General features: G+C 48.7%; 12 protein-coding genes, 1 rRNA gene, 1 pseudogene and 1 other annotated feature. All 14 genes and pseudogenes read right to left on the bottom strand.

What is annotated here, in order from left to right; all coding sequences use genetic code 11:
• Positions 1 to 166, bottom strand: a 16S ribosomal RNA gene (locus tag A3848_RS19845); the annotation flags it as partial.
• A 456-nt stretch (positions 167 to 622) separates the two neighbouring features.
• Complete coding sequence (locus A3848_RS19840) at positions 623 to 1,999, bottom strand: LysM peptidoglycan-binding domain-containing protein (RefSeq protein WP_483874433.1); 1,377 nt, start codon at positions 1,997 to 1,999, stop codon at positions 623 to 625.
• Between the two features lie 612 nt (positions 2,000 to 2,611).
• Positions 2,612 to 3,493 (bottom strand): branched-chain-amino-acid transaminase, encoded by an 882-nt coding sequence (gene ilvE / locus A3848_RS19835; RefSeq protein WP_074086597.1) that lies wholly within the window; start codon positions 3,491 to 3,493, stop codon positions 2,612 to 2,614.
• 4 nt (positions 3,494 to 3,497) lie between these two features.
• Complete coding sequence (gene pheA / locus A3848_RS19830; protein ID WP_074086596.1) at positions 3,498 to 4,385, bottom strand: prephenate dehydratase; 888 nt, start codon at positions 4,383 to 4,385, stop codon at positions 3,498 to 3,500.
• The gene (gene thrB, locus A3848_RS19825) at positions 4,382 to 5,362 is read right to left on the bottom strand and encodes a homoserine kinase (RefSeq protein WP_074086595.1); all 981 of its coding nucleotides are present in this window, start codon (positions 5,360 to 5,362) and stop codon (positions 4,382 to 4,384) included. Before thrB ends, pheA begins: the two co-directional genes overlap by 4 nt.
• A gap of 57 nt (positions 5,363 to 5,419) precedes the next feature.
• A complete protein-coding gene (locus A3848_RS19820; protein ID WP_074086594.1) occupies positions 5,420 to 6,706 on the bottom strand; it encodes a homoserine dehydrogenase in 1,287 nt (428 codons plus the stop codon).
• Between the two features lie 32 nt (positions 6,707 to 6,738).
• Positions 6,739 to 7,176: an ACT domain-containing protein gene (locus tag A3848_RS19815; RefSeq protein WP_020429271.1), complete on the bottom strand. Its 438-nt coding sequence runs from the start codon at positions 7,174 to 7,176 to the stop codon at positions 6,739 to 6,741.
• Between the two features lie 232 nt (positions 7,177 to 7,408).
• A pseudogene (locus tag A3848_RS19810) lies at positions 7,409 to 7,537 on the bottom strand (SPFH domain-containing protein); the annotation flags it as partial.
• A gap of 77 nt (positions 7,538 to 7,614) precedes the next feature.
• Positions 7,615 to 8,925, bottom strand: a complete 1,311-nt coding sequence (gene obgE / locus A3848_RS19805; RefSeq protein ID WP_074086593.1) for a GTPase ObgE — start codon at positions 8,923 to 8,925, stop codon at positions 7,615 to 7,617.
• A gap of 15 nt (positions 8,926 to 8,940) precedes the next feature.
• Positions 8,941 to 9,681, bottom strand: coding sequence for a Spo0B domain-containing protein (locus A3848_RS19800; RefSeq protein WP_074086592.1), 741 nt, complete (start codon positions 9,679 to 9,681; stop codon positions 8,941 to 8,943).
• A 217-nt stretch (positions 9,682 to 9,898) separates the two neighbouring features.
• On the bottom strand, positions 9,899 to 10,210 hold the full coding sequence (gene rpmA, locus A3848_RS19795; RefSeq protein WP_020429282.1) for a 50S ribosomal protein L27: 312 nt from the start codon (positions 10,208 to 10,210) through the stop codon (positions 9,899 to 9,901).
• Positions 10,211 to 10,228: 18 nt separating this feature from the next.
• The gene (locus tag A3848_RS19790) at positions 10,229 to 10,564 is read right to left on the bottom strand and encodes a ribosomal-processing cysteine protease Prp (RefSeq protein ID WP_074086591.1); all 336 of its coding nucleotides are present in this window, start codon (positions 10,562 to 10,564) and stop codon (positions 10,229 to 10,231) included.
• 12 nt (positions 10,565 to 10,576) lie between these two features.
• On the bottom strand, positions 10,577 to 10,888 hold the full coding sequence (gene rplU, locus A3848_RS19785; protein ID WP_074086590.1) for a 50S ribosomal protein L21: 312 nt from the start codon (positions 10,886 to 10,888) through the stop codon (positions 10,577 to 10,579).
• Positions 10,889 to 10,902: 14 nt separating this feature from the next.
• Positions 10,903 to 10,987, bottom strand: a sequence feature (ribosomal protein L21 leader region).
• 103 nt (positions 10,988 to 11,090) lie between these two features.
• Complete coding sequence (locus A3848_RS19780) at positions 11,091 to 12,332, bottom strand: Rne/Rng family ribonuclease (RefSeq protein WP_074086589.1); 1,242 nt, start codon at positions 12,330 to 12,332, stop codon at positions 11,091 to 11,093.
• Positions 12,333 to 12,355 lie beyond the last annotated feature (23 nt).

The following is a 12,355-nucleotide window of genomic DNA, read 5'->3' as shown; positions in this document are numbered from 1 at the left end:
ATTAGCTACCGTTTCCGGTAGTTATCCCAGTCTAGAGGGTAGGTTGCCTACGTGTTACTCACCCGTCCGCCGCTAAGCTTATCCCGAAGGATAAGCTCCGCTCGACTTGCATGTATTAGGCACGCCGCCAGCGTTCGTCCTGAGCCAGGATCAAACTCTCCAAATTGGTATTTAGAAAGAGCGATTGCTCATTTTGAAACATCTGACGAGAATAAAATATTCTCTATTTTTGGATCTCACTTGCGTGAAATCCCACTCACTCGTTGTTCAGTTTTCAAAGATCAAGCTCGTCGTCGGCGCCGATTATCTCGTCACCAGCAACTCTTATAATATATCATGTTCATCAATCAATTGCAACATCTTTTTTTGAAGCATATCAGCATATTGATAGATATTCATGATTCCAATCATCAAACTTTTTTATCATGTCTGCGACTGGATTTATAATATAACATGAATCCTATACTAAATACAACCTCAATTTTTACCAATACAAAACAGTCCTTAGGCCTAATTAATATCACTATGTATGAATTCGTGTCCATGACAACAAAGCATGCTGTAATGTATGAACAATGCATTACAGCATGCTTATAGAAGCTGGACTCAGCCTAAACAAATGTTAGTTCGAAATCCATGGATTTCGGCTCTTTTTCATAGTACCTTTACGGGTATTCTGATTGGAACGTTGCTTGCCGGCGGTTTTATTGACAGCAGTGGTAGTTTGGCCTGAAGTTTTAACCTTTTGTGCGGATGCTTTTGCTGTACCACCTTTACTCTTCACCGCAGGTTCAGAAACTCCAGCTTCTGCTGTACGAATTGTTTCCTGCTGAATAAATTCCGGCTCCTGTATCTCAGGTATCCGATTATGCGCATAATTCTCCATGCCCGGATACATTGGATATGCCGGAATATTTGATACCATAGGAGCTGCAAAAGTATTGGGAGATACAAAGTTTCCTTGAGGCCCCATATCTACTCCGTAAGGCGAAACCATTCCTGGCATTGGGTGCATATAGTCGGGATAAGGATTAACCACAGGCTGCTCATAGGAATATGGCTGAATCGGCTGCAAAGGCATCACTGAACCACAACCGCAGGAGGGCCATGGCAAATTGACAGGCTGTTCACCATACTGCGGCATAGCAAAAGAGGGGTTTTCGCTGAAAGGACTATTATTAGGATATTCCGGTGCTGAATTCGGATACCAGGCTCCCTGAAAATCTGATACTGGATTCATGCCGTATAGGGAAGCACACTCTGGCATATAGTTCACTGGCTGCATAAAGTTCGGCGCTGAATTCATCCCCATAGCAGCCATGGGCTCGTAGTTCGGATATGCCGGTGGAAAATCCACGAAATATGGATTCCCACTCAGTCCGGGATACCCTAGCGAATTTTCACATGCCGGTGTTTTATTTTCATACCAGGAAGTCGGCTGCACTTCTGATTTCGACTTTTCCATTGGCATCTCATACTTCATCGCTTCCTGTGCAGGCACTGAAATTTGCACATACAAACTTTGTGTTTCATGAATCATTTCATGAACAGGTGACACTTCCGGTGCTTTGTTCACTATAGGTGAGACCTCAGGCGCTTTGTTCACTATAGGTGAGACCTCAGGCGCTTTGTTCATTATAGGTGAGACTTCAGGCGCTTTGTTCATTATAGGTGAAACTTCAGGCTGTACAGGTAAAACTTCAGGCATCTTATTCACTGTGGGTGAAACTTCAGGCTCTTTATTCGGTGAAGGTGCGGGCAGTGTTGTTGAAACAGGGGGCACCACGGCAGAAGGCTGCTCTTTAACTCCGGTGTAATCTTTGGAACCCAGCTTTGTTTTGTCAATTATAGCCGTTGCTTCGGATTGTGGCTCGCCCGCAGAAAGATTGCCCTTCTTAGGAATATTGACAACTTCACCAACCAGCAGTGCATTGGGATTCTTTAGTTGCGTGTTAGCATCAATCATATCCTTTAGTGAAATCCCCCATGCTTTGGACAACTTCCACAGGGTATCTCCTTGCTTAACGTTATGTTTGTAGTAGACCTCATTGTTTTCCGGAACCTGGACGGCTGTCGTAGGGATTTTGACCTTATCTCCAACGGCGAGCACATCCGGATTGCTGATCTGTGGATTGGCCTCAATAATTTTTTGCAGCGGTACTCCGTACTTTTGCGACAATGCATATAGCGTATCGCCTGATTTGACAATGTGTATTTTCACGCAGCAATAACCTCCTAAAAGTTTTATGAGCATTACTTCCCGGCCTCGCCTTGTACAAAACTCCCTTCGAAAGCATACTGAATTTTATTCGAATGGCTTTCTGAATCAACTTCGTGCAAGACTTAACTCCGAAAGAATCTGCCAAGTTTTGCGGGCTCATACTTCTGTGAACGGCGTCTGCACTCAAATAGCTTAGCTGTAATCTCTGATGCTGAATGCCTATCTCAGGATATTCTGCTTCCCAGCTTCTTTATTGCGTACAGCCGCCTCCTTCGTTACTACATCTTATGCAGCCCATAGGCGATTGACATCCCTTAAGCAAAAAAAATCCTTTCATGCATGGCATGAAAGGATTTTTACTGTAACATAAAGTTTTGCTATAGGCCCGGCTTATTCCCAAACCTTGTAGCCGTCTTTGTCCACAACATTGCGGAATTCTTCAAGCAGCTGCAACGTAATTGGGCCTGCATGACCTGCGCCAATAATCCGGCCGTCGATTTCACGGGCTGCAATAACTTCGGCTGCTGTACCGGTGAAGAAAACTTCATCCGCAATGTATACATCATGCATAGTGAACGGTTCTTCTTTCAGGGTCAGACCGAGCTTGTCGCACAGCTCAATGATTGCCAGGCGGGTAATACCCTCAAGCGCTCCCAGGTAGCAAGGAGGCGTATAGACTATACCCTTTTTGACGATAAAAATATTGTCTCCTGAGCCTTCGGTTACATACCCTTGAGCGTTCATCATAATCGCTTCGTCAGCCTCTGCCAGATTGGACTGGATTTTGACAAGGATATTATTGAGATAGTTCAGGGATTTGATCTTCGGATTCAGCGCATCCGGAATATTACGGCGCTGTGAGACAGAAACCGCACGAAGTCCGTTCAAGTAAGCCTGCTCCGGATAAATAGCCAGCTGTTCTACAATAATGATGACACTGGCTTTGGGGCAGCGGCGGGGGTCCAGACCCAAATTGCCGGGACCGCGTGATACAATCAGACGGATATATCCGTTATGCATTTCATTAAGACGAATGGTTTCAGCCATGGCTTCCAGCATTTCATCGTAGCTCAACGGAATGTCCAGCATGATGGATTTCGCCGAATCATACAGCCGGTCCAGATGCTCCTTGCATTTAAAAATGTTGCCGTTGTAGATACGGATGCCCTCAAAAATACCGTCTCCGTATAAAAATCCGTGATCAAACACGGATACCTTTGCATTTTCCTTCGTTACGTGTTGTCCATCCAGATAGATCCATTGCTCAGCCATGAACTTACTGCACCTCCGCTTTCTCTTCCTCATAGGTGTATGTGGGATACGAGCCCAGAATCCGCACCTGGCAGCCCAGGGCCTTGATCTCTTCAATTGCCCCGGGGAGCAGGACCGATTCTATCGGTTCCAGCACATCAATATAAAAATAATAAGTACCCAATTTCTTCTTCGTCGGCCGTGACTCTATACGCGATAAATTCAGCCGCCGCCAAGCAAATGCAGCCAGTACCTGATGGAGCGCCCCCGGAAAGTCCTCCGGCAGAGTCACCAGAATGCTTGTCTTATCACCACTGCTTTTCCGTGGAAGTTCCAGCTTCTGATGACCTACCAGCACAAACCGTGTGTAATTGTTATTATGGTCCGTAACCTGCCGCTCTACAATCTCAAGCCCATGCGTTGCTGCACCAAGCGCTGTACCGATTGCTGCCCAGCCAATACCTGGATTCTTGGACACGATTTCAACCGCTTCGGATGTGCTTCCGACAGACTCCAGTTCTGCCCAAGGGGCGTGTTGACGGATAAATTGCAGACATTGCGCCATGGCAACGGGATGAGAAAGGATTTTGACCACTTTGGTGTAATCCTTATGGCCTTCAGCATCTGTGAATTCCTTAGGATTACTGATCAGATTCTGTATGGATGGAAAAATCCACTCTGCCTGCATTGGCAGATCCACTTCGTTGATGAGCCAATCAATATGCAGACTTACCGAACCTTCGATAGTATTCTCAATAGGAATTACGCTGTAGTCCGCCATACCACTAGCCGTGGCCAGAAAAACATCAGAGATAAGCTTATGATGCTCAATATTTACAGGCTCATCACCAAATAAATGCAGCAGCGCTTCGTGCGAGACCGAGCCCTGCGGCAACACTGCTATTGATTTCATAACTGTTTTTCTCCTTTTATCATATCCAAAAATGACCCATTTTGCATCTGGTTTGTTTCAATCAGCTCTGAGACAACTCCTGAAGTACAAGGCAGCAGCCAGCAGGTACGTGCAGGAATACCATGCTCCTCCATCGTTTGTTTCAGAAAGAGCTCCAGCTCCTCCTTACGACTCCCATTCCGCTCAACCATACAGAGCAGCGTAGGTCCGGCACCACTCAATGCAATGCCCAGTGCCCCATGCCCTGTCGCTTCGGCCAGCAGCTTCTCCATGCCGGGCACCAGTGGTGCCCGATAAGGCTGATGCAGACGATCCTGCATGGCGCGGCCAATGAGATCAAGCCGGCCTGCAGCCATAGCAGCAGTCAAAAGCGAGGTCCGGCTGATGTTATGCACAGCATCTCCTACCGTGATCTCCAATGGAAGCACACCACGCGCTTTGGTGGTAGAAAGTTCGAATTGAGGAATTACTACCAGAACCTCAAGGTCCCGGGGAGGCTCAATCCGGATATAATCCGCATGCTCGCCATCCCAGACGGCTGTGATAATCCCGCCGAAAAGCGAGGCCCCCACATTATCGGGATGCTTCTCCAGGGCAGTTGCCATATCGAACAGCTTGGCTAGGCTCAAAGGGGAACCAATCATTGCATTGGCTGCCGCCATTCCGCCAACAATCGCTGATGCGCTGCTGCCCAGTCCTCGAGTAAGGGGGATCTCGGAGTACATGGTAATGGAAAGCTCCGGAATCTCTACACCGGCTTCGTCAAAAACCATTTGTGCCACCTGGTAGAGCAGATTGCTTTTATCCGTGGCCACACCTGCCATCTCATCTCCATAAAGATGAAATACGGTATCTGCGGATTCCTCCATTTCAATCCAGGCATACAGGGAAAGCGCCATGCCCAATGTATCAAAACCCGGCCCCAGATTTGCGGTACTGGCGGGGACTTTAACTCTAGACCTTCCGTACATACTCATAACTGGTAAAATCTCCTTCATTATTTTTGCGTGGAGCTGTCAGCAGGGATTCAAGGTTCAGCCTTCCACCCGATAGTGGCTCTTAATCCGGTGAATAACCTTTAGCTGCTCCAGATGCCGCATTACTTTATTCATACTCGCCTTGCTCGCATTGTGCGTCACGATAATAATCTCTGCATCCGGATTATGCGAATTCGCCTGCTGCACCACGGAATCCAGACTGACATCGTACTCTGCAAATACCTGCGTGATTTTGGCCAGTACCCCTGCCTTGTCATCCACATGCAGCAGCAGGAAATTCTTATAGAAGATGTCTTCGTCACTCTTGAGCTTCTTTTGTTTGTAAGGAACAATCTGCTTTAACCCGTTAACACCCAGCTTAAGATTCTTAATGACGGCAACCAGATCCGCTACTATGGACGTTGCTGTTGGCATTGCGCCCGCTCCTGCACCATAGAACATGGTTTCTCCCACGGCTTGACCATATACATACACCGCATTGTACACACCGTTCACGGAAGCAATCGGATGGCTGGCCCGAATCATCGTAGGCTGCACACTGATACTGAATTCATCTTCGTGGCTCTCCGCGATGCCCAGCAGCTTCATCTCATAACCAAGTCTTTTGGCAAAAGCAATATCCTCCTTGCTCACTCCAGAGATGCCGCTGACACTGACATCACTCAGCTCAACATTGGTACGAAAACCAAGGGTACCGAGAATAGCCATCTTTCGTGCAGCATCCAAGCCCTCGACATCGGAGGTTGGATCAGATTCGGCATATCCCAGTTCCTGTGCTTCCTTCAAGACATCAAGATAGGATGCGCCTTCCTGGCTCATTTTGCTCAGTATGTAATTAGTAGTCCCGTTTACGATGCCCATAATCTTCACGATTTTGTCAGAGGAAAAGCCTTCGATCAATGTACGGATAATCGGAATCCCTCCGGCTACACTGGCCTCATAAAAAACATCGCACTGTTTCTCCTGCGCCTTAGCCAGAATCTCGGAGCCATGCAGCGCCATTAAATCCTTGTTGGCGGTCACGATATGCTTGCCGCGTTCCAGTGCCTCCAGAATATATTCCTTAGTTCCTGCGATCCCGCCCATCACTTCCACAATAACGTCAATCTCCGGGTCCCGGATAACCTCCCAAGGATCATCGGTAATTATAGCGGCATCCACTTCGATATCACGGGCTTTCTCGGTATTCTTCACAGCAATGCGCTCAATAACAATCGGTGAACCCACCTGACTGCTCAGATCTTCCTGATTTCCTTCTACGATACGGACTACGCCCGTACCTACTGTTCCCAGACCCAGTAACCCCACTTTGACCGGCTTCATTTGAATCCTCCTAAAAGTTTTATGAAGCTATACTACCCTTGCCCGATAATTAAAGCACGTTTCACTCCGGGTATCGCCTTCAGACTGTCCAGCATATCCCCGAGCTCTTCGTTCAAATGCGATATCTCCACAGAGATAACCACATTGGCCCGTCCCTGGAGCGGAATACTCTGATGAATTGTCAGCACATTGGCACCATGAACTGCCACAGATCCCAGCACTTTGGACAGCATACCAGACTCGTGCTCCAGATCAATGGAGATTGTGACAATACGCTCGCGTTCGAGCTGATGGATCAGATGAATACCATCCTTGTATTTATAAAATGCGCTGCGGCTAAGCCCAACCTGTTCTACACCCTCATGTACCGTCTTGGCATCTCCCGCCTCAAGCAGCTGCTTGACCTGCATAGTCTTCAGCACAGCGTCAGGCAATATGTCCTCTCGGACCAAATAATAGCGTTCTTTCACGAACGTCCTCACCTCAAAGACTTTTGTGTTTATATAGTGGACATTATACGGGATGGCTGCTGTAAAATGCAACAACAACTTTTCACATATATCAACCTAGCACCCCGTTGCAGTAAGTTCACACTCAACTCTCTCCGAGCTGCAAGTGCATTGCCCTTCTGGTATAATACAGCAAAATCCCCGAAAATCCGGGGGTGATCCCATATAAAGGCCACCAATTGCCTAATCAGGCAATATTGGAGAGAATCGGAACGTTCGGTGTGTTGAGTGTATGTCTGCTGGCTGTAAAGGAATCCAACACCTGACTGCCCTTGAACAAAATCGCTTCTTGGGATTCATTGACGATCAGTTGGGTCCAAGTAAAAAACGCCGGCTGTACCTCCCTTTTCCGGGAAAGCACAGTCGGCGTTTGGTATTCATCGTTATGCCGGCAACTACTTAATAGTAGCTGCTATTCTCAACAAACTCGAATTCGAAATCAGCGATACGGACAATGGTTCCTTCCACAGCCCCACGTTTGCGGAGTTCCGCATCTACACCCATGTGGCGCAATGTACGGGCAAGCTTCAGTATAGCATCATGTGTACTGAGCTGCATCCGTTTCAGCATCCGCTCAATCCGAGGGCTGCTGACGACAAAGGCATCATTGTCACGCGTAATGGTAAAGGAGTTATCCTCTTCTGCTTCCAGCTTGTAGACCTTGCGTTCTTTGGTCTCTGCCACTTCTTCCACAACCGGAGCCACAGGAATACTGTCGAGGACATCCGTTGCCCGGTAAAGAAGTTCTTGAACCCCTTGGCGGGTAAGGGAAGAAATCGGCATGATCTCCATATCCGGCCGGAGCTCAGATACCTTCTCACGGAAAGCAATCAGATTAGCCTCTGATTCAGGCATATCCATCTTATTGGCCGCTACAATCTGTGGACGGTCAATAAGACCGGCATTATATTGTCTCAACTCATCATTAATCTTCACCCAATCCTCAAAAGGATCGCGTCCTTCGGAACCGGACATATCCACAACATGAATGATGATCCGGGTGCGCTCAACATGACGCAGGAATTCATGTCCCAGACCTACACCTTCACTCGCGCCTTCAATGAGTCCCGGCAGATCGGCCATTACAAAGCTTCGGCCGTCGCCTACATCCACAACTCCCAGGTTCGGTGTAATGGTTGTGAAGTGGTACGCTCCGATCTTGGGCTGAGCAGCGGAAACGACTGAAAGCAGAGTAGATTTACCCACACTCGGGAAACCCACAAGCCCTACATCTGCCATAACCTTCAGTTCCATCACAATGTAGCGTTCCTGGCCTTCTTCACCATTCTCCGCCAGCTCAGGAGCTGTATTATTAGCTGTGGCAAACCGGGTATTTCCCCGTCCGCCCCGCCCCCCACGGGCAACCACGACCTGCTGTCCATGTCGGGTCATGTCGGCTATCACTTCCTGAGTGTCATCGTCAATCAGTACAGTTCCTGGCGGAATGCGAACAATCATGTGCTCGGCGTTCGCTCCGTGCTGGCTTTTGTTACGCCCCTTGACCCCGCGCTCTGCTTTGAAGTGGCGCTGATAACGGAAGTCCATCAGTGTACGCAAACCTTCATCCACCCGGAAAATAACGTCTCCTCCACGGCCGCCGTCCCCCCCGGCCGGTCCGCCTTCCGGCACATATTTCTCCCGGCGAAAGGCCACAAGACCATCGCCGCCGTCGCCGCCTTTTACATAAATCTTAGCTTTATCTACGAACATTCATGTTCACCTTCCTTACATTTCCAGCGGCAGCCGCAGCTCTACATAGCTCTTGTCCCGTCCGGGCTGTTCCGCTTTGATAATTTTTCCTTGAACTATATTATAAATTTGCCCCTGCAGCAGCTCGGGACTGCCATGATCGCCGTCGCCTTCGAAAGAGATAAGAATGTCTCCTCCATCCTGTGTAAAACCAAGCCGGAGCTTCCTTGTGTCACCATGCAAGGCTAGCCCACTGTACTGATAGGCCCTCACCGTTTGCATAATCACCTGTGTAAGCTCTTCCCCCGTGTCCGCACTGAGCTTGTCCTCCAGCTGCAGTCCTTCTTCTACCAGCACTTCAAGCTCTAAGCTGCTTCTGAAGGTTCGGAAAGACTGCAGATAGAACACGAGCGAAGGAATGCCGAGCTTAGCAATACGGCTGTCCAGTGCGATCCGTTCCTTTATTCTTCCCACACACTCCAGGGATTTATCAGGCTTGCCGAGCTGGATATATCCGTAAAGTACCTGCAGATCATTCATCCAGTCATGACGATGATGATTGAGTGTCCGGTTCGCCGCCTGCTGTAGTGTCTTCTCCTGTACACGCAATTCCTCTTCAAAATGACGCCGGTAGTATACGGAACTGAACGCAAGCACTGCGGCTATCCATATGCCGAGCAGCAGACATGTAAAAAGGGAGGTGTGCCAATACAAAAGTCCTAAAGGAAGCATTACGGATAACATGACTGCCCAGATCAACCATTTCCAGGATTTCATTCTTTCTCCCCGTCCCTCAGTTCGCAAAATTCATGCCCATTTAGCCGTTCTCTTCACTTGATATTTACCATTTTTCAGTATAACACAGGGTTTCTCAGCAATCACCAGCAATTCAAATTCAAATTCAAATTCAAATTCAAATTCAAAAAGATACTCCTGAAAAAAAGCCCCCGGCACTCATGCCGGAGGCTTCTACTTGCAATTTGATTCCGAAAGCTTACGCTTCCAGTGCCGCTGCTACCGGAGCGACATCAACCGGGTACACGCTCACTTTTTTGCGATCGCGGCCCCAACGTTCGAACTTCACTACGCCATCAACCAAAGCGAACAGCGTATCATCTTTACCGATGCCTACGTTAGTGCCCGGGTGGATTTTGGTTCCGCGTTGACGAACCAGAATGTTCCCGCCGGTAACTGCTTGACCGTCAGCACGTTTTACGCCAAGACGCTTGGAGTGGGAATCACGTCCGTTCTTTGTAGAACCTACACCCTTTTTCGATGCGAACAATTGAAGATCCAATTTCAACATGTTGGTCAACCTCCTTCTTTAAATAATGACTTCCTGTATCTTAATATACTTCCCGTATGAATCTGCGATATCACCAAGCATGAGTACCATCGACTCCAGTAGTAACTGGACCTTGGCAGACACTTCAGGATGATCTATGGGAACGATTGTCCCGCTAAGAAATCCATCCTTCATCGAAGTATCCAGAACAACGCCTGTCAGGCGTTCAATCGAATTCACCGTTCCAACCGTGATGGTGGAAACGCCGGCGCAGACAATATCCCTGCCGTTCTTTGCGTATTCCGCATGCCCTTTTACGGCAAAACCGACAATCGCACCTTGAGCAGAAGCCCGTGTAATCCGCACGTTAATCATTAACGCACCTTCTTACGCTTGAATCTTCTCGATAGTTACTTTAGTGTACGGTTGACGATGACCTTGTTTCTTGTGGTAGTTCTTCTTCGGTTTGTATTTGTAGACTACAACCTTCTGACCCTTACCATGTTTCTCGACTTTAGCTGTTACAGACGCGCCGCTTACCAGCGGAGTTCCTGCAGTCAGACCACCATCGTTAGAAACAGCCAATACACGGTCAAACGTTACGCTTGCGCCGTCTTCAGCTTCCAGCTTCTCAATGAACAACACGTCGCCCTCTTGGACTTTGTATTGTTTACCGCCAGTTTCGATAATTGCATACATTGTACTTGCACCTCCTCATGTCTCAGACTCGCCTAGTCTAGGTGGCAGTTCCCAGGGGGAACGCGCTTATGTACCCGATCGGAGCGGTTGCAGCATGTGTAGGATTAAAACAACCAAACACATACTTGAAGATAATAGCATATATAATCCATAGAGTCAATGATTCAAAAATTATAAATTGCATGCACCGGGAGTCCATGGCTCATTCCAGCCACGAACCAATTTTACCTGTACCTCCGCAGCATTGGCAGATCACCGGGGCAAAACCCGCAGAATCATGTCTCGCCTTCTTGCGGGTCATCTCGAGTAGTCCGAGGTGCGTCCAGCCCAGAATATGCGTCTGTGTGCGGTCGCGGCTGATGACCCCCTCGAGCCGTTCCGTAACCATCCGCCGGTGCTCCTCGTGCTGCATATCAATAAAGTCGATGATGATAATGCCTCCCGTATCGCGCAAGCGAATCAATCGTCCGATCTCTTCCGCCGCCAAGAGATTCGTACGTGTTACAGTCTCCTCGAGCGTAGATCCGCCGATGTATTGCGCGGTATTGACATCAATTACAGTTAACGCCTCTGTCTCATCCCAGATCAGCGTTGCTCCACCCTCCAGCGTAATCTTCCTTTCGAAACTTTTGTGGAGCTGTTCCTGCACCCCGTAAGCCGTAAAGATGGACTCCTGTCCATGATAAAACCCCACAGGCTTGTATTTTCCAGGTGCCATGTCATTCAGAAAGGCTTGCGCCTCCCGGACGGCCTTGGCCGAATCAATCATCAGTTCATCACGCTGTGGGTTAAAGGCATCCCTGATGAAGCGCTGCACAATACTGAGATCAGAGTGAAGAAGTGCCGGCGCCACGGCTTCCTGTGACCGGCGGATGATCATTTCCCACTGTGCCCGCAAAAAGGAGAGGTCGCCTTCAACGGCCTCCATCGGCTCATCCTCCGAAACAGTCCGCATGATAATACCCTCTTCACGCCTGCGGAGCCGTTCACCCATTCCTTTTAGTCTGGTGCGTTCCGATTCACGGCTGATTTTTTTGGATACACCGACATATTCTGCATAAGGCATGTACACCATCCAGCGTCCCGGAAGTGTATAGTGGGTTGTGACACGCGCACCTTTGCCGCCCCGGGGCTCTTTTCTCACCTGGACCACAATTTCCTGGCCGGGCTCCAGCAGCGTTTCAATGGAGGGCTTCACCTCAGGCTGCCTCTCCAGATGGGGATGCAGCACGTCATCCACATATAAAAACGCATTCTTCTTCTGTCCGATATCAACAAAAGCAGCCTGCATTCCTGGCAATACATTCATAACCCGGCCCTTGTAGTAGCTCCCGACCAGTCCTTGCTGCTGATCTCGTTCAGCCGCATATTCCACCAGGCTCCCATTGTCCAGAAGAGCCATCCGGGTAACATGCTGCGTGCAGTGAACGATCATTTGTTTCATGGCTTCACCTCTGGTTTGAATCA

The organism is Paenibacillus sp. P32E (genome assembly GCF_001909085.1).
GTDB lineage: Bacteria > Bacillota > Bacilli > Paenibacillales > Paenibacillaceae > Paenibacillus_AQ > Paenibacillus_AQ helianthi.
Note: the sequence above shows the minus strand (reverse complement) of the source record. Positions and strands in the feature narration are given on the sequence as shown.